Below are 18,299 nucleotides of genomic sequence, written 5' to 3'. Positions count from 1 at the left end.
CGAGCACCCTCTCCCTCTGGGAGAGGGCCGGGGTGAGGGTATAGGGGCCTCGGGATGAACCCCGAGAGCCCCCGGCCATTGACGACCCTGGGTATCCGGCGGAGAGTCACCCCGTGATTCTCCCCCTGGTGACGGCGGCCTTCCTGGCGGGTCAGCCGCTCGACCCACAGCAGCCCGGCAACGCGGCGCCCGAGGTGACACCGGGCCTCACCGAGCCAGCCCCCCCTCCCCTTCCAGCTCCGCCCGAGCCCGAGGAGACGGATCGGAGCAAGCAGACGGTGGTCACGGCCTCGCGAACCGAGCGCAAGCTCGAGGACGTCGTGGTGGCCACCGAGGTCATCACCCGCGGGCAGATCGAAGCCATCGGAGCGAGGGACCTGGGCCAGCTCCTGCAACAGCACCCGGGGGTCGAGCTCGTGCACACCTTCCGGGGGACGGGCCTGCGCCTGCAGGGGATGGATCCCGAGTACGTGCTCATCCTCGTGGATGGCGAGCGCGTGAGCGGGCGGGTGGGAACGACGCTGGACCTGGGGCGCTTCAGCCTGCGCGACGTGGAGCGCGTGGAGATCGTCAAGGGACCGGCGGCGGCGCTCTACGGGGCGGATGCCATTGGCGGCGTGGTGAACCTCATCACGCGGCGCGTGCAACGTCCCCTGGAGGCGAGCGCCCGGGGCTCGTTCGGCATGCTGCTGGAAGGCGACGTCCGCGCGCACGCGGGCACGAAGCAGGGCCCCTTCGAGGTGCGCGTGGGAGGCGGATACCGCACCCGAGACCCCTACGACTGGCAACCCACCGACGCGGCGACGAGCGGCGCGGGCCTGCGCCGGTTCGACGGAGACCTGGCCCTGGCCTGGTCTCCGGATGACGCCTCGCGCCTGTGGCTGCGCAGCCAGTACAACCGCCGCGACGAGAACGCCGTCGATCTCAACCCCTCGGGCGCCGTGCTCGACCGCCGGCAGCGGCAGGAGCAGTTCGACGTCTCGCTCGGTGGCCGCACGCAACTTCCCACGGACACCTCGCTGCTCGTCCGGGGCCACTTCGGCCTGTTCCGCGAGCAGCTCCTGCAGGACCAGCGCGGCTCGCGGGGGCTCGATGACTACTCGCAGAACATCACCCGGCTCTACGAGGGCGTCGTCCAGGCGGACCACCGCCTCGGCGACCACGCGCTGACCGGGGGCATCGAGCTCCTCGGTGAGCGCCTCACCTCGGCGCGGCTCGAGGAGAGCCCGGTGGCCCGCCTCCGGGGCGGCGCCTTCCTCCAGGACGAGTGGGACGTGGCGCTGTCCTCGGACGCCTCGGGACCCCGGCTGAAGGTGGCGCCGGGCTTCCGCTTCGACCTGGACTCGCAGTTCGGCGGAGCGCCCTCGCCCCGGCTCGCGCTCAAGCTGGACCCGAGCCCGGCCCTGACGGTGCGCGCCTCGGTGGGACTCGGGTTCCGCCCGCCGTCCTTCCAGGAGCTGTACCTGCGCTTCTCCAACCAGGGCGTGGGCTACATCGTCGCGGGCAACCGCGAGCTCTCGCCCGAGCGCTCGGCGGCGGTGAACGTCGGGGTGGACTGGCGCCCGCCCCTCGACGGCTGGCTCTTCTCCGCGAGCGGCTTCCACACCCGGCTCAACAACCTCATCAACATCACCGCCGGAGGCACCCCCAACCCGGACAACCCGGTGACCTTCAGCTACGAGAACGTGGCCCGGGCGTACACGCAGGGGCTCGAGCTCAACGGCCGCATCCGCCTGCCCGTGCGCTCCACGTACCTCGACCTGGGGTACATGCTGCTCGACGCGAAGGATCTCACCCGGGACCGTCCGCTGGAGGGCCGGGCCCGGCACCGCGTCAACGCGCAGCTCTCCACCCGCTACCGCCCGCTGAACCTGGAGGCCACCGTGCGTGGCTCGTGGGTGAGCGGCCGGCCGTACTACCTCGGCACGGAGGGTGGCATGGCCAACGTCATCGGCTATGGCGACGACACCAGCGTGTGGGCGCCCTCGTACTTCGACCTCGAGGCCCAGGTCTCCTACGCGCTGAAGGGCGGGTTCGAGGTCTTCGTCAACGGCTACAACCTGCTCAACGCGGGCGACCAGCAGTTCAACCCGAGGCCTCCACGCGGCGTGCTGGGCGGAGTCCAGTGGGAGTACTGACGATGCGGACGATGCGAAGTGCGCTGCTGTTGCTGGGGCTCGGGGTGGCGGGCTGTGCGCCGGATCTGCGCGAGGACTACCCGTTCGACGGCCAGGCCTCCTCCGGGCAGCTCGTCACGGTGACGCCGCGGGAGGACGGGAGCAGCCATGCTCTCATCGACGCGACGAACAAATCGGCCCAGGTCTACTTCGACATCGACGAGGGCCGGGAGATGAAGACCGACGAGGCGCTCGACACCAACGGCTGGGACCTGGCCTTCCAGCGCTACACCGTCACGATGAACGGCGGGGGCGGAAACCCGACGGGACAGGTGCGGGTGGCGGTGCTCGAGGGCCAGGATTGGGACGCGCTCGCCACGGCCCCCACCGAGGGCTACCAGCAGGACGCCTCGGAGCCGGTGTTCAACGGCGTCCACGGCGGCTGGTACACCTACGACCTCGTCAAGCACCGGCTCGCCACCCGCGAGGAGCTGCTGTACGTGGTGCGGAGCAGCGCCGGGCGGTTCTTCAAGGTCCAGATGCTCTCGTACTACGACGACACGGGCACTCCGGCGCGTCTGTCTTTGCGCTACCAACAACTCCAGGCGCCCACCGCAGCGCCCTGAGGGAGTTGCACTCCAATCAAAAAAGCAGACACACACCCGCCGCCTGGTCCGCGGTCAGCGTGAACTAGTCCGCGCGAAGCACCTCGGGCCGGTCCGGGACTTCCCGGGCCGGCCCTTCGCTTTTTCCGCGCCGCGAGGCCACCTCCCGTGCCGCGGCGCTCTGGGGATCCCTCTCGAGCACGAGCCGCCAGGCCTCCCGGGCCCGGCCGCCCTGGCCGAGCCGCTCCAGACAATCCCCCCACGCCAGCAGCGCGCCTCCACCCTGCCCCCGGTACGGGTGGGCGGCACCGGCCTCGAAGTGGCGCGACGCCTCCTCCAGTCGCCCCGCCTCCAGGGAGATCCGCCCGAGCAGGAACAACCCGTTCCGGGTACTCGAGGCCCGGCGCGCGAGCGCCAGCCCTTCCCGGGTCCGAGCCTCGGCCTCATCGAACCGCCGCAACGCCAGCAGCACCGAGGCACGGGTGAAGGCCACCTCGCTCCAGTACACGCGGGGCAGGCATTCGAGGTTCAACGACTCCAGGGAGGAGAGCGCGTCCTCGCCCCGCCCGGTATGCGCGTCAATCCACACCCGTTGCACGAGGAGCGCATGACGCAGGAGCGACTCCCCGCTCACCACCGTCTCGACGGCGCGGAGCCGCTCGCTGGCCGCCGTCCAGTCTCCGAGGTTGTAGTGCGCCTCGGCCAGGTTGAGCTGCACCAGGCCCCACTCCTCGTCGGGCTCCTCCAGGGGCTCCCAACCGCGCTCGACCTCGAGGGCCTCCTGGTAGAGGCCCGCGTTGATGAAGGTGTTGATGGCGGTGTTGGCGAGCCCCCAATCCTCTACCGCCCTGGCCTCCTTCGCGAGGAGCCGCGCGCCCTCGACGGCCCGCGCGGTGTCTCCGAGCGCCTCGTGGGCATGCACCGAGAGCTGGTGCAGCAACCGTCTCATCGGCACATCGGCCCCCAGGAGCCGGATGGTCCGGATGAGCCGGAGCGTGCCGCGATAGGTCCCCCAATCGAAGCTGCATGCCTCCGCCAGCGAGAACAGCCCGGAGATGAGCGGCTGCCGGAGCAGCACGAGCACCATGAGGGAGATGACGAGGGCGAGCCAGGGCATGCGGAGACCTTCGCCTCAGCCTACCGCGCATGCCAGGGACGAGGAGCCTGCTCGTCCGGAGGGCGGCGAAGTCCGGCAAGCGTTCACACGCTCAGGGAGCGTGGGCCGACTCCTCGTAACCCGCCGGAGGCGGCGCGTGGGGCCGCATCCTCCACCGGCACGTGGGCCCGATGAGCGTGAGCGCCCCCTGGGCCGCGAGCGCCAACAGCGTGCGCAGCAGCTCGTTCCCCACGCGCGCCGGCGTGGCCAGCGGCACGCGGAAGCAGAGCGCATCGTCATCCAGCACGGGCTCACACGGCGCGAGCCTCTGGACGAGCCGGCACATGGGCAGGTTGCCCGCCAGCACGCGGAACTCGAAGCACTCCACGCCCCGCTCGCGCGCGGCCTCCACCAGCCGCTCCAGCAGGACTCGGCCGAGCCCCTTGCCCTGGGCGTCGTCCACCACGGTGATGGCCACCTCGGCGGTCTCCGGGGCCTCCGCCAGCCGGAAGAACCGGGCCACGCCCAACCCCACCTCGCGGCCGCTGGGGCTCCACGTCACCGCCCCGAGGGCCACGTGCCGCTCCCCGTCCACGCTCGTGAGGTAGCGCAGCTCGTCCTGTGACAGCCGGGGCTTGGCCGACATGAAGCGCTGGAAACGCGAGCGGGGGGAGAGCCGCTCGAAGCCGTCGCGCAGCAGCGCCGCGTCCTCGGGCCGCACCATCCGCAGCTCCGCCCACGACCCATCCGCGAGCGCCAGCCGCTCACGGTATTGAGGATGGAAACGACGGTAGGGCTGCATTCGAGGTCCTCCCGGAAGACCTCGCAAACTGGGTTCGATGCCGCACTGCGGCAAGCCGCCCTACCCCTCGGGCCGAGCCGCTGAGGGATAGCGGACAGCAGCTGCGGAAAACTTCCGTAACCAGAAATTTTGTAGGTCCCGGCAACAACCGATTCTAAGACTGTGAGTGTCCTCTATTTCACGGAGGGTAATATCCACCAAGGAGCACACGTTGAAGACCCGATTGATGGTCCTCGTGTCTGGTCTGGCGCTCGCGGCATGCGAGGGGCAGCAGGACACGCGACGGGAAGAGAGTTCCTCCACGTTCGCGGAGCAGGAGCAGGCGCTGCCGGGCGATCCGTCCTGCAAGTTGGCCGCGGGCTCGGCCACGGCACTGCCCACGCAGGCGGAGCGCCGTTTCACGGGCCTCGCCAGCACGCGCGCGGGCGCGGCACTGGGCGCGGGAGATGTGAACGGGGATGGCATCACCGACCTCCTCATCGGTGCTCCCGGCACGGGCACGACGCTCAAGGGCTACACCTATGTGGTCCAGCTGCCGGCCTCGCTGGACATCAGCGGGTACTCCGCTCGCTTCGAGGGGGAGCTCGCGGGGAACCGCCAGGGCTCCGCCGTGGCGGCGGGTGACTTCATCGGCACCTCGGGCGTCGATCTGGCGCTGGGCGCTCCGAACTACGCCAGCTCGGCCTCCACCACCAATCAAGGGGTGGCCTATCCAGTGGATGGCGCATTGCTCTCCTCCGGCGCCAGGGACCGGGTGCTCGGCACCACCAGCCCGCGCGTGCGCGGCGTGGCCGCTGGAGATCTCGCGGGCTCGGCCGTGGTGGTGGGCGACATCACGGGTGACAGCGGCGCGGATCTCATCGTGAGCGCCTACCTCAACGAGACCACCAGCCCGACCGACACGGGTGCCGTCTACGCCTTCCCCGGTCCCGTGGCGACGTCCCCGGCGGGCACGCTCGGCAGCGCCCCCGTGAGGATCGCGGGCAACACCGGAACCTCGCAGACCAACGTCCAGGCGGGCTTCTCCATCGCCGTGGCGGACGTGAACGGTGATGGCAAGGGAGATCTGCTGGTGGGGGCCCCCCGCTATGACGTGAGCGCCACGGCCGTGGACGCGGGCGCCGTCTTCGTCTTCTTCGGGCCGCTGTCGGGCACCAGGAGCCTCACCGACGCGGACATCATCCTCACGGGCACCACCGGCAACGAGCTCGCGGGCAGTGCGGTGGCCAACGCGGGAGACCTGGACAACGACGGCAAGGAGGACATCCTCATCGGCGCGCCGGGCACCAGCACCGCCGCGGGCAAGGTCTATCTGGTCTATGGCGGAGCCACGGGGACCGTGGCGCTCGGCACCCAGCCCCGCTGGACGGGCGTGGCGGGGGACCTTGCGGGCACGGCGCTCCTGGGGCCCGGGGACCTCGATGGGGACGGGCTGCGCGACTTCGTGATCGGCGCTCCCGGGTACTCGTCCAGCGCCGGTGCCGTGTACGTGGTGTACGGAGGCGCGACCCGCTTCCAGGCCACCAGCGCCGCCTCGCTCGCGCTCGTTCCGCGCTACGCCGGAGCGGCCGCCGCGAGCCAGACGGGCAGCGCGCTGGCGAGCCTGGGAGACGTGAACGGCGACGGCTCGGCGGACTTCGCCGTCGGTGCCCCCGGCTATTCGTCGAGCGCTGGAGCGGTGTTCCTGGTGCTCGGCAACGGAGCCCGGACCTGGTACCCGGACACGGACAGGGATGGCTATGGACTGACCACCGGCGCCGAGCGGCGTTGCGGCGAACCCGCCGCGAACAGTGGTTGGGCGTTGAGGCCCGGTGACTGCAAGGACACGGACAGCGCCATCAACCCGAGCGCGGCGGAGATCTGCGACGGACAGGACAACAACTGCGACGGCCTGGCCGACGATGACGTGGGTGCCAACCCGGTGGATCCCAGGACCTGGTACCTGGACGCGGATGGCGACAGCCACATCTATTTCAGCTCCGGCCAGCAGAGCTGCGCGCCGCCCGTCGGTCCGGGATGGATCCAGGAAACGAGCGTCACGGGCCTCGAGTGCGATCCCCCGGCGGAGGGCCCGGCGAACTACTCCACGGACAACGACCCGTCCGTCCACCAGTTCGCGAGCGAGGTATGCGACGGCAAGGACAACGACTGCAACAGCCTGGTGGATGAGGACGAGTCGCGCTGGTTCGACTGGTACCCGGACGGAGACGGCGATGGCTACGGCCGCAACGCGAGTGTCCAGCGCGCTTGCGTCGCCCCGGCCGGCCACGTGGGCAACAACACGGACTGCGATGACGCCGACGCCATCACCAACCCGGCCAGGGCCGAGGTCTGCGACCTGAAGGACAACAACTGCAATGGCACGGTGGACGAGGGCGTGCAGACCACCTTCTACCGGGATGCCGACGGGGATGCGCACGGCGTGCCCACCCAGACGATCCTGGCCTGCACCCTGCCCACGGGTTACTCCGCCGTCAGCGATGACTGCAACGACACTCCGGCACCGGGCAAGGGAGCGCAGATCTACCCCGGCAAGGCGGAGGTGTGTGACGGGCTGGACAACAACTGCAACTTCGACACCGACGAGGGCGTGAAGGGCACGTTCTACCGGGACGCGGATGGAGACGGTTACGGCAACCCCGCCCTCTTCAGCCAGAGCTGTGCCGCGCCCTCCGGCTACGTCGCCAGCAACACGGACTGCAACGACAGCAGCAACGCCATCCGTCCGGGCGCCACCGAGGTCTGCGACAACAAGGACAACGACTGCGACGCGCAGATCGACGAGGGCGTGCTGCTCACCTTCTACGTGGACGCCGACAGGGATGGGGTGGGAACGACGGATCCCAACCTGAAGATCCAGGCCTGCACCGCGCCCACGGGTTACGTCACCAGCAAGACGGACTGCGATGATGGTACGTCCGCCACGAAGCCCGGCGCCGCCGAGGTGTGCGATGGCAAGGACAACGACTGCGACGCGCAGATCGACGAGGGACTGCCCGCCACGAGCTGGTACCCGGACGCCGACAATGACGGCTACGGCGCCCAGGTCAGCTCCTCCGTGCTGTCGTGCCGCAAGCCCGAGGGCGAGTACGTCTCCAACAACACGGACTGCGACGACAGCCGTTCCATCGTCAGCCCGGGCCGGGCCGAGGTCTGCGAGCCCACGACCCAGACGCAGGTGGACAACAACTGCTCGGGTGGAGTGGACGACGCCGTGGATGCACTCACCTGGTACCGCGATGCGGACAACGACGGGTACGGCCAGACGGCCGTCACCGTGCGCAGCTGCACTCCGATTGCCGGCTACTCCAACAAGGACCGGGACTGCGATGACGCCAAGCCGGGCGTGCACCCCGAAGCCCTGGAGCTGTGCGAGCTGACGGGCGTCCAGGTGGACGACGACTGCGACGGTGACGAGAACGACGTGGAGGTGCCCCTCGAGGACAACCCTCGTGGCGCGCGCCTCTGGTACGGAGACGCGGATCGGGATGGCCACGCCGGTACCGGGTTCCAGCTCCGCTGGTGCACGGACCCCAGCGACCTCAAGGACGCGTCCGGCAAGGTCATCGTCAAGGGCAAGTACCTGGCGGCCAATCCCGACGACTGCAACGACTCGCACTCCGGCGCCTGGACGGTGACGCGCTGGTACGAGGACAGGGATGGCGACGGTTGCGGCAACCCGAACAGCTACGCCGACTCTTGTGGCCGGCCGGGGTGCGGGGGGAACGCCTACGTCAGCAACGGCAACGACAGCAATGACAACGTGGCGGGCGGCTGTGTCAGCACCACCGGTCACAGCCCGACCTTGTCCTCCATGCAGTAGAGCCTCGGGTGGGAGATGAAGGAGCCGGTCCGGGGTTCCCGGGCCGGCCCCTGATTCATCCATCTACCGGGACCGGCGGCCGAGCTTCCGTGACTCGGCCTTCTTCTCCTTACGGGCCGGCGCCCCACCCTCCTTGACGCGGGTGAGCCGCGCCTGGGCGAGCTTCTGGAACGAGCGGGCATCGGGCTCCTCGGGTGCGGAGACGGAGCGGTAGAGGGCGCGCGCGGCCTCGGTCATCCCATACACCTCGGCGAGCCGGCCGCGCACGTAGAGGACGCCCCCCTCCACCGTGTCCGAGCTCCCCTGGGCGAGCGCCTCGTCCACCAGCTTCCGCGCCTCCTCCAGCCGTCCCGTCTCCACCAGGAGCGCGGCGAGCACGGCGAGCGCCTCGGGATCCTCGCGCTCGGTCAGCGACACCGCGCGCTGGGCCTCATCCACCGCCTCGGACGAGGCGCGGCCCCGCAGCAGCTCCGCCCAGGCGAGCGTGCGGTACGTCTCCGCGCTGGCCGTGCCCAGCCGCATGAGCTGCTGCCCGGTCTGGTCCACGGCCTTCCAGTCCCCGAGCTGCACGACCGCCTCGAGGAGCGCCCTCATTCCCTGCGGATCCTGGTGCAGGAAGTTGAGACGGCTCTCGGCCACCTCGCGCATCCCCTGCCACTTCCCCTCGGCCGCCAGCAGGGAGCGCTTGAGCAGGAAGGCTTCCAGCGAGGCGGGCACCTCGCGGCGCACCTCATCCAACCAGATGTTGGCGGTGGGGATGTTGCCCGAGGCCTCGTAGGCCACGGCCAACGCCAGCTGCAGCCGCTGCCGCAGCTCTCCCGTGGCGTACCGGGCGTCGGCCTCCAGGGTCTTGATGACGCGCGGCTCTCCCGTGCTGGCCCCGAGGTAGGCGGCGGCGCGCCGCAGATCCGACACGGCCTCCATGCCGGAGAAGCCCCGCAGCGTCGCGAAGAAGCTCCCCAGGGGCCCCAGGCCCTCGGTGGGCAGGTCCTGCGCGGACTCCATGCCCCACTGCAACCACAGGACGCCCTCGGTGGCGTGGTTGGCGTCGAACCAGCGCAGGGCCTCGGCGCCGAGCGGGCGCGGATCCGAGGAGGTGGCGAGCAGCCGGTATTCCTTCTCCTCGCGCACCACGAACCAGGTGTCCGCGGGGATGCCCCCGAGCGGCAGTCTCAACCCCACCCGGTAGCCCACCTTCTCCTTGCCATCGACCTGGAGGTCCAACGCGGCCACGGCGAGATCGGCCATGGCGGCCACGCCCGCGGCGTCCAGGTTGGCCAGCCGCACGTAGCGGGAGGCGCGCGCATGCAGGGCCCGCAGCGTCTGGCGCAGATCGCTGTCGGCCCGGTCCCGCTTGGAGAGGAGCGGACGGACGGCCTTCTCGAAGTCCTGGGCGCTGCGCTCCGTCCAGGCGGCGAGCACGACGCGGCGCACCAGGCCCTCGGGCCCGGCGTCCGCCTTGGAGTCCTCGGCGCGACGCACCTTGCGCGTCAGCTCCAGCCGGGTCTCGAGATCCGGATCATACGCGCCCCGGAGCGCCGCCTCGAAGAGCTGCGCGGCCTCGGGGTAGCGGCGCTTGGTGAGCAGGTGTCCGCCGGCCATGGACAGCGCGTTGCGGCGTGCCTCCAGACCATCCAGCGAGCGCTCCGCCTCGGTAATGGCCTCGCGAGTGCCCTTCAGCTCGGCCAGCGTCATGATCAGCACCTGATCGCGCAGCGTGGAGGAGCGGGCGGCCTGCGCCGTCTCCAGCGCCTCCTGGGCGGCCCCCGAGTGGAAGAGGGCCAGCAGGTAACGGTCCTCCACGTCCCGGTCCGCGACCGAGTCCCGCAGGTGCCGCCAGGACGAGAGGGCATCCGCGAGCGGAGCCCCCTGCCCGAAGCGCTCGCCCCGAGGGTTGTACTCGAGCAGCTCCGCGAGCAGCGCCCGCGCCGCCACGTTCTCCGGCTCCAGGGCGAGCGCCTTGCGGCAGGCGGCCACGGCGCCCTCCAGGTCCGCGCCCTCGTGGCGCAGCCGGCCCTGGAGATCATGCTGCAGCACCCAGGCGAGCACATGGTGGACCAGGGGGGACTCGGGACGCTGCTCCACGGCGCGGCGGGCCTCGGCGCGCGCCTGCTCCCCGAAACCCAGACCCAGCAACGACCCGGCGTAGCGGGCCCGCACCAGCCCCGAGCCCGGAGCGCGCGACAGCAGCTTCTCGTACAGGGCGAGGCCGTCGCGCACCCGACCGTTCTCCACGAGGCGCTGGCCCCGATCCTCCAGCTCCACCACCAGCGGCTCGCGCCGGGCGAGCTTCGCCAGGGCGTCGCGGAAGGCGTTGACCTCGTCGGCGGAGTAGCGGCGCTTGACGGTCTCGAAGGAGAAGTCGGCGGCGAGCCCGCCCTCCTCATCGCGCGAGTAGCGCAGCGACAGCACCGCCGGCCCCAGGCGGATCGTCTCGTCGCGAGGCAGGGTGCGCACGGAGAAGCCGGGCGGGGGCCGCACGCGGTAGCGCACCTCTGCCTTGTAGGCCACGGGCAGCACCAGGTCCGACTTGCGGCGCGCCGCGGAGACGGGCTTGCGGCCCAGCTCGTCGGGCAGCAGGTCGCTCACGTCATCGAGCACCTCCGGCAGCCAGGTCAGGGGCGAGTCGATGCGCAACGGGACGCGGGCCTCGCGCCAGCCGGTGGTGGCGAAGCGCGCGGAGGAGACATCCAGATCCAACCGGAAGGGCCCGGTGCGCTCCTCCAGCGGCGAGTACTTCAGCCCCGCCAGCGAGCCCTGGTACTGGGCGGCGGCCAGCGCCTCCATGTTGCGGCGGAAGTCGGCCGGGCGCATGGCGCGCAGCAGGCGCCGGTAGTCTCCGGCGAGGGCGCCGCGCAGCTCGCGCGTCTCCAGCACCCGCGCGGGTCCCTCCTCGGCGAGCAGGATGCTGCGGGTGAAGACAGCGGCGTTGTCCGCCGGGGGTGCCTCGTCGATGAGCGTGAGGCCCTGCGTGTCCGGCGCGGCCACCAGCGCATGACGGCCCTCGAGCCCGGCCACGGGTCCGCCCACCTCGGCGGCGGGGTCGGTGGGATCGATCCACAGCGCGGGCGTGCCGGGCACGTAGACGATGGCGTGGTTGAAGAAGCCCATGCCCGGCAACTCGGGCACGTCCTCACGTCCCGAACGGACGAGCGCCACGTGGGCGGGGAGCCCCGAGGCGCGCAGCAGCCCCACCATGAGGGTGGAGAGATCCTTGCAGTCGCCGAACTGCCGCGCGAGCGTGTCCTGGGGGCTGGTGGGGACGACGGCGGAGGCACCGAACTCGAGCCCCGTGTAGCGCACGGAGCCCTGCACCCACTCCAGCAGGCGCTGCGCCACGGCCCGGCGGTCCTTTGGATTCAAGCCCTTGGTGAGAGAGCGGGCCTGGGTCTGCAGGGACTGGCCCGCGAGCTTGGACTCGACGATGCGGTGGTAGGTGGAGGCCACCTCGCTCCAGGAGCGGCCGGTGGAGAAGGCCACATGAGGATGGAAGGCCTCCGAGGGAGGGACGTTCGCCTCGAGCGGCGTCACCGGGGCATAGGGTCCGCCCTCGAAGAAGAGCCGCTTGCGGGACCCCTGGTGCTGAGGCACCGGCTCGAGCGGCAGCCCGCGGACGCGGAGCGACAACTGGGTGGAGGGCTCCGCGTCGATGAGCAGGCGCACCTTGCGCACCGGGACGGTGTTGGCGAAGTAGAAGTGCTCGATGATGCCGGCCTCGAAGAAGGCCTGGGTGTCCTCGACCACCGACTCCTCCTCGACGAGGGAGCCCACGCGCAACGCGGGGAGCGGCGCGCGCAGCAACCGCTGGTCGGTGTAGAGGTTGGGCGTCGAGTCCTCCACCGTGGCCTCATGGAGCGTCTGGGGATCCAGCCAGTGCTCCTGGCCCTGGGGAGAGATGACGCGGGCGCGGATCTTCGGCCGGGACTGGCGCCAGGGGGACCAGTCGGCGCGCGTCTCCGCCCAGGTCTGGATGCCCGCCTCGTTGAGGATGCGGAAGACCCGGTGCGTGGTGGTGCGCCAGCGGTTGGGGCCGATCTCCTCGTAGCGCCCCTCCTCCACGAGCACCTCCACGTCGGCCTCGCGCGGCTCCGGCGCGGGCAACGCGGCGGCGGCCCGGGACATCACGGCCGCGGACGCCTCGAAGGCGGGGCCCTCCCAGGGCGGTGGACCCCCCCGCTCGGCCCCCAGAGCGGAAAGAGAGAGCGAGAGCAGCCCCAGACACAGCGCGAACGATCTCATCGCGGCAACGGCACCCGTCGTTTGAGAAAAGGAGACGGAATAGATCAGCCAAGTGTTGAAAAATCAAATGAGGGTGAAAAAAGTACCGGAATTGACGGGAATACGCACCGGATGGCGAAGCGGAAATCACTCCTGGTGGGATCCCATGCGTCCGCCTGCTGACAAAGGATGGAGAGCTTGCTCCGGCCCTCTGACCGGAGCTGGGGGATCGACATGACGAAGAACCGGTGGATGAAGGTGGCGTGCGCCGCGGTGGTGACCAGTGTTGGCTGCACCGAGAGCACGCTGGACCCCTCGGTGGACATCCAGGTCACGGGCAAGGTGCTCAGGCAGGACAAGAAGCCGGTGGCGAACACGCTGCTGAAGATCGATCGCAGCGGGAACTCGAGCTGTGTCTTCGACATCTTCGGAGCGAACTGGAAGTCGGTGAAGACGGACGCGGAGGGAAACTTCAGCCTGCAGTTGCTGGGCGCGGACACCCAGAATGGCAGCCTGGCGCGTTGCTTCTCCCTGCGTTCCCCCGCGGGTGAAAACGGGCGCACGGTGGAGGCCGAGTTCATCGTGCAGACGGAGACCGTGCAGGTGCCCACCCTTCAGGAGTGGAGTGGCGCGCCCACGGCGCTCGCCAGCGCGACCGGGGTGGCGGTGAGCTTCCAGCCGCTCTCCGCCACCCAGGAGGGAGTCAGTGCCGGCCATTCCCTCTCGGTGAGGAGCAAGTCCGCTGGAGGGATCTGGTCGTTCGGCCAGGTGCAGTCACCGGTGCAGGTGAGCGACCACTACCTGGAGGACGTCGCGGACCTCGAGGCCGATCTCTACGCCGTGCGCACGGTGGAGGCTGGTGGGACGAAGTTCACCCTGCGCTACGCGGGAGATGCGGTGGACCTGCCCCGGCGCGGGCTCATCCCCATCAGCCGGGGCGCCAGCTGCACCTATCCCGGCTCGTCGACGAGCTGCCCGTTGACGGACGGCAATCTCTCCAGCCAGGTCTACTTCCAGGAAAGCACCCGCGACGTGGTCATCCAGCTGGCGCAGCCCAAGGTGCTGCGCAAGGCGCTGCTCCGCGGCTTCCGCACGGCCTTCTCGGTGACTGAGCTGACGTTCGAGGGAAGCACCGATGGCAACACGTGGATGCCATTGGCCAACCTCAAGGATCGGCAGGACAGCAACTTCATCGAGCTCGAGCTGAACAACCCCGTCCCCCTGAGCCATGTGCGCATCCACGCCATCGCGACGGACACCAGCTTCCGTATCTCCGAGCTCAGCGAGGTATCCCTCTTCGAGTAGTCACCGGACAGCACGGAGCGGCGGGTTCGATTCCCGCCGCTCTCAAGCAGAGCAACCCGCCGCTTCCAGGCTCCCGCCTCTGGGAAAGGGAATGGGACCTGCATATGGGGACCAAATTCGGTTTTTGGGACCAAAAAGGACCAAATCACGATCGAGTCAGGAGGCTCGCTCTTAGCCAGTTCAGCGCTGGGGGTGCCACAAGAGGCCCTTCAAGCCGGCGTTGTCACACGCCCGCTTCGCCTCCTCCGAGAAACAGTAGTAGAGCAGCTCGGGGACGAAGAACACTGGAGGGAAGCCGCCTCCGGGCTCGCGCAGCTCGAGGTGCTCGGCGGTTTCTCGGCCCAGGCGCTTCTTGCCGCTCTGACTGAAGGGCACGCCATTGACAAGGGTGGCTTCGCGGTCAAGGCAATCCACCGGGTTTAGCACCTGCAGGATGACGAAGTCGTCATTGCGCAAGGAGGGGTCTTGAACCTGATACCAGGTGCGCTGTCCCGTGTTCGGGTCCTGGACGAGGTGCTTGATCCCCTCCGAGTAGATCACGGTGGGGATCAACCGGCACGCAAAGGGTTTCACGGATTCGAGCACCCGCACCATCCGCTTGGAGATGAGCAGGAACCCCATCGGGGCGGTGTCGATGTGATCGAGCCAGGCTACGTTCTCTAGCTTCCCGACGAACTCGATGACCTTGGGGACTCCTTCCCGCTGGTGGTAGTCGATGTCAGGCCGGAAGAAGCGCGCGTCCTCGAAGCCCTCGAACTCGATGAGGACCGCGTCGTAGAGGATCTCCGGCGACTCCTCCTCCTGGATATGCGAGGTGTCGGCCGATAGCGCGTAGATCATGCGAAGGAGAGCTCCCCGAGGGGCCGGACCTCGAGCATAGCCAGCTTCTTGCCCACCAGGATGCCATCCTCGATGAGCTCCTTGAGCACCTCGGGCGGCAGGCTATTGGTCTCGATGGCGCTGCGCAGCCGCTTCTCGACTTCAAGAATCGCCCGGTCAATGAGCTCAGCGGGGACCTCGCGAAGCGCGCGCTTCCCGCTCTCGGCCAGGGCATCTTCCATTGCATCATCGAGCAGCTTGACCACGTGCCGGCTGTATTTGTTATGGCTGCCCAGGTGCATGAGCAGCCCTTCCTGGTTCGGGGCGGAGGGCATGTCGAGCATGTTCGTCCCGCGATCGATCGTGTACTTCTGGAGGCGCTCGAGCGCCTCTCTCACCAGGGGGTGGCTCTGGGCGATCTCGTCTGGAATGAGGTGATGGAGCTGGTTGCCTTTGGCGATGCGCGCCGCCGCGGCGTCTCGCGCCGCCTTGCCCTGGGTCTGCTCGATGAGGTCCAGGTAGTTCTCCCGGTAGCGGCTGTACACGCTGATGCGGGTTGTCTCGCCCGACTGGAGCATGATCTTGCCGTCCTTTGAGACGGTGACCGCGGCCAGCTCGTCCTTGCTGCCGATGCGGCGCAGGCGGAACGGCTTGCCGCCCTCCTTCATCACATCTAGCTGGTAGCCTGCCGCCTCCAGCTCCTTCTTGAAAGCGGCGAACTCGGGCGAGTCCGGCTTGGGGATTTTGCGCCCGATGAAGTCCTTGAGCTTCTCCCAGTGAGGCAGCTGCTCCGCCAGCTTCTCCAGCGCCTCGCCCTCGGGGGGGAGCTCCGGGGCCGGCTTGCGCTTCACCCTGGGGGCGTTGTTCGCCAGGCTCGAGGCGGGGGCGGACAGCGGATTAAGAGGGAGCTTCACGGCGGCAGCGGCGGTGATGCCGGAGTCGAACACGGGCACCGTTGGGCCCCCGGCGATCTGCATCATGGCCAGACGGGGCGGGCCGAACTTCAAGCCCTCGGCGATCTTCAGCCCCCGTCCCATGTTCGTCTTGGCGCCGAGCAGGGAGAGCGCGGCCATGGCGATGTTCACCACCATGTGGAGGAAGGACTCGCTCGCTGCCTGGAGCTTCAGCACGTTGCCGTTGGCCTGCCATGCCTGGGTGATCCAGGCCTTGGCGTGCGTGAGGGCTACCGCACCGGCCTCAACCATGCCCTGGACGCCGAAGGCGGCCAGCCCCAGCTGGATGACGGCGGCCGCCAGCTGACCAACGCCCGTGGGCGAGGCCGCCAGGAGGGTGGATGCCGCCTCCGCCAGGATGAACATCGCCACGATTCCGACGATCTTCTGCCAGTTCTCCTTGATCGCATCCGCGTACACGCCGGCGATCTTGTCGAAGAACTGGGGTGACATCTCCACGGAGGTGATGATGTCCTCGATGTGCCGTCCCACCTCCCTGGCCTTGGCCACGAGCCCTCCGGTGATGGAGCCCGATGGGACGATGCCCTGGAGCGTGTTGGCGAAGCCCACGCTCACCAGCCAGATGCGGCTTCCAGCGACCAACTGCACGTCCCCCTGGACACGCCGCACGCCGGTTCGGCCCGCCTGCTGGTTCACAAAGTGAACGACGTTCTCGTAGAAGCGCAGGTCCCGGCCTGGCTCGATGGCCTGGTGATAGATGCGAGCGGCGAGGGGCTCGAGCTTGTCGCCAGGTTGGACGTAGTAGAGCGTGGCGGCGGGCTCGGGGAGCGCGGTGGTGATGCGGAAGCCCTGCACGTACCCATGGAGCATGGTGCCCTGAGTAAAGGCCGTCACGTGAAGCCACTCAGGACTCTGGGGATGGATGCCGGTGACGAAGACGCGGGTGCCAGGCGGCAGGGGTCGAGTTGTCAGACACTGCGAGCCGGGCTGCTCGGCTGGGAGAGTCCGGATGTTGGCGCCGTCCTTGTGGTCGATGAAACCCGGGCCGAAGATCTTCTTGGCTGCGGCGCTGGCCTCCTGCTTGCGCAGGGTTTCGTCCTGGAAGAGCCCTCGTAGCAGCTGATCCTCTTTCGTCGCCTTGGTTCCCGCGTACTCGCGGCCGGTGCGCCGCTTGAATTCAGCGTCCACCTTCTTGCGGACGGCCTCCTTGTCCGTCTTGAAGCGCTTCTCGAGCCGCGCTGCCCGTTCGGAGACCTCCTTTTTGAAGGTCGCCACGTCCTTGCCAGCCCTGGTCGCCAGCATTCCCTCGTACAGTTCCGCGGCGATGTCCACCTTCTTGACCCGCGCGCGGATCTCGGCGGCGGTGAGCCTGAAGGCACCGATGACGGCCGTATGCCGCTGGGCGATGTACGCCTTGGCCTCCTCCCGCGTCATGGAGAAGACCTGCATTAAGGCCAGGATCACGAACTCGTCTTCGCTGACCGTGCCCGGGATCTTCACCTGAAACGGGCCGTAGAAGAGCTTGGGCTCCTTGGTGGGCGTGGCGCTGGTGACGGGGAAAGGCCCGCGGTTCATGGGCTTCGCTTCATCGTCCTTGGCCGTGACAGGCACTCGGTTCAGGCCGATGAGCCGCCCCTGATTGAAGGCGGACTGGACCTGCTCTCGGACCTTGAGCTTGTCGCCCAGCATGGACCGGGAGGCACCCACCGAGACGGCCATCTCCTGCAGTTGATGGTCCCTGAGGACGCCGACAATGGAGAGGAAGGAGCGGCGCTCGAGTTTGTGCTGGGCGCGCTGGCGCTCTTCGGCTGTGAGCGCCGCCACGTGGATGATGATGGCGTCCGACGTGGTCCAACGTCTCTGGTCCATCCATGGCCCCGGGTGAGAACAGGCTTCCGTGTTCTGCCTGGGGTTATAGGCCGAATGCCTCTGCTTTTTCGAGGGTCCCCGCGTCCGTGAAGCCTCACCCAGATTCTATGGGCTCACCGGACCTGCTCAGCTGGCTCCAGCACAGGGGCCACCCCAGCAGGCGGGGTGTTGAGCCTCAAGCAGTCACGCTGCCCCAGAAGCCCACGCCCTGCTGCCTCCCGCCTGGGTGGCCCTGGGCGGGTGTGTGCCCAAAGGGCTGCATCGCCTCTCTTCCGGCCCGGTGCCAAGCCCTGGGCGCACCCGTTAGCGGCCTCCCCGGCCCGGCGCTCCAGCCCGCCACCTCTCAACACGCCTTCCATTTTGAGGACAGCTAGGCTCACCGAAGCTCTCCAGGAAGGCGCACCGGGGCTGCTTGCTGGGGGGAACTGAACGTCCACCTCCAGCCAGCGTAGCCGCTCCAAGCGGCGGGTTCGATTCCCGCCGCTTCCAATAGGGGGGCGGGAGGCGCGGTGCTGCTCGGGTTCGTCGGCGCCAACTGCGAGGGTCCGCTTCCGCTCGCCCTCTCGCCGAGGCTCACCCGCGGCCCGTTTCCTCCTCGCCTCTCATCGAACCGGACGTGCGGATTTCCCGCATCCGGCTCTCGGACAGATTTCACGTGGGGCATTCAGCGTAAGAGGCTTTGCAGTTCCGCGGCTTCTGGCCGAGCGTGAGGGACCGGGCGGACTCATGGA

At 69.1% G+C, this 18,299-nt stretch carries 9 protein-coding genes; 4 read left to right on the top strand and 5 right to left on the bottom strand.

The genetic code is table 11. The annotated features are described in order from the left end of the window. The first annotated feature begins 113 nt into the window (after nucleotides 1-113). The gene (locus tag NR810_RS31175) at nucleotides 114-2,138 is read left to right on the top strand and encodes a TonB-dependent receptor plug domain-containing protein (RefSeq protein ID WP_257458042.1); all 2,025 of its coding nucleotides are present in this window, start codon (nucleotides 114-116) and stop codon (nucleotides 2,136-2,138) included. A 2-nt stretch (nucleotides 2,139-2,140) separates the two neighbouring features. Further along, a complete protein-coding gene (locus NR810_RS31170) occupies nucleotides 2,141-2,743 on the top strand; it encodes an HmuY family protein (protein ID WP_257458041.1) in 603 nt (200 codons plus the stop codon). A 64-nt stretch (nucleotides 2,744-2,807) separates the two neighbouring features. On the opposite strand, the gene NR810_RS31165 is transcribed toward NR810_RS31170, so the two are convergent. Both NR810_RS31165 and NR810_RS31160 read right to left on the bottom strand, forming a co-directional pair. Next, complete coding sequence (locus tag NR810_RS31165) at nucleotides 2,808-3,839, bottom strand: tetratricopeptide repeat protein (protein ID WP_257458040.1); 1,032 nt, start codon at nucleotides 3,837-3,839, stop codon at nucleotides 2,808-2,810. A 91-nt stretch (nucleotides 3,840-3,930) separates the two neighbouring features. Then, the gene (locus tag NR810_RS31160) at nucleotides 3,931-4,620 is read right to left on the bottom strand and encodes a GNAT family N-acetyltransferase (RefSeq protein WP_257458038.1); all 690 of its coding nucleotides are present in this window, start codon (nucleotides 4,618-4,620) and stop codon (nucleotides 3,931-3,933) included. Nucleotides 4,621-4,831: 211 nt separating this feature from the next. On the opposite strand from NR810_RS31160, the gene NR810_RS31155 reads away from it, so the two are divergent. Continuing rightward, complete coding sequence (locus NR810_RS31155; protein ID WP_257458037.1) at nucleotides 4,832-8,443, top strand: MopE-related protein; 3,612 nt, start codon at nucleotides 4,832-4,834, stop codon at nucleotides 8,441-8,443. A 63-nt stretch (nucleotides 8,444-8,506) separates the two neighbouring features. On the opposite strand, the gene NR810_RS31150 is transcribed toward NR810_RS31155, so the two are convergent. Next, complete coding sequence (locus NR810_RS31150; RefSeq protein WP_257458036.1) at nucleotides 8,507-12,682, bottom strand: DUF3857 domain-containing protein; 4,176 nt, start codon at nucleotides 12,680-12,682, stop codon at nucleotides 8,507-8,509. 213 nt (nucleotides 12,683-12,895) lie between these two features. On the opposite strand from NR810_RS31150, the gene NR810_RS31145 reads away from it, so the two are divergent. Next, complete coding sequence (locus NR810_RS31145) at nucleotides 12,896-13,966, top strand: discoidin domain-containing protein (protein ID WP_257458035.1); 1,071 nt, start codon at nucleotides 12,896-12,898, stop codon at nucleotides 13,964-13,966. Between the two features lie 180 nt (nucleotides 13,967-14,146). On the opposite strand, the gene NR810_RS31140 is transcribed toward NR810_RS31145, so the two are convergent. Further along, complete coding sequence (locus NR810_RS31140) at nucleotides 14,147-14,806, bottom strand: hypothetical protein (protein WP_257458034.1); 660 nt, start codon at nucleotides 14,804-14,806, stop codon at nucleotides 14,147-14,149. Further along, a complete protein-coding gene (locus NR810_RS31135) occupies nucleotides 14,803-17,568 on the bottom strand; it encodes an AHH domain-containing protein (RefSeq protein ID WP_257458033.1) in 2,766 nt (921 codons plus the stop codon). Before NR810_RS31135 ends, NR810_RS31140 begins: the two co-directional genes overlap by 4 nt. Between the last annotated feature and the right edge of the window lie 731 nt (nucleotides 17,569-18,299).

Source organism: Archangium lipolyticum (genome assembly GCF_024623785.1).
Taxonomy (GTDB): domain Bacteria; phylum Myxococcota; class Myxococcia; order Myxococcales; family Myxococcaceae; genus Archangium; species Archangium lipolyticum.
The sequence above is the reverse complement of the archived record's forward strand: the minus strand, read 5'-3'. Positions and strand labels throughout refer to the sequence as shown.

Excerpts from the sequence above, each read along its gene's own strand:
- NR810_RS31170 (WP_257458041.1), top strand. The coding sequence starts at position 2,141 with ATGCGGACGATGCGAAGTGCGCTGCTGTTGCTGGGGCTCGGGGTGGCG.
- NR810_RS31165 (WP_257458040.1), bottom strand. The coding sequence starts at position 3,839 with ATGCCCTGGCTCGCCCTCGTCATCTCCCTCATGGTGCTCGTGCTGCTC.
- NR810_RS31160 (WP_257458038.1), bottom strand. The coding sequence starts at position 4,620 with ATGCAGCCCTACCGTCGTTTCCATCCTCAATACCGTGAGCGGCTGGCG.
- NR810_RS31150 (WP_257458036.1), bottom strand. The coding sequence starts at position 12,682 with ATGAGATCGTTCGCGCTGTGTCTGGGGCTGCTCTCGCTCTCTCTTTCC.
- NR810_RS31145 (WP_257458035.1), top strand. The coding sequence starts at position 12,896 with ATGACGAAGAACCGGTGGATGAAGGTGGCGTGCGCCGCGGTGGTGACC.
- NR810_RS31140 (WP_257458034.1), bottom strand. The coding sequence starts at position 14,806 with ATGATCTACGCGCTATCGGCCGACACCTCGCATATCCAGGAGGAGGAG.
- NR810_RS31135 (WP_257458033.1), bottom strand. The coding sequence starts at position 17,568 with ATGGACCAGAGACGTTGGACCACGTCGGACGCCATCATCATCCACGTG.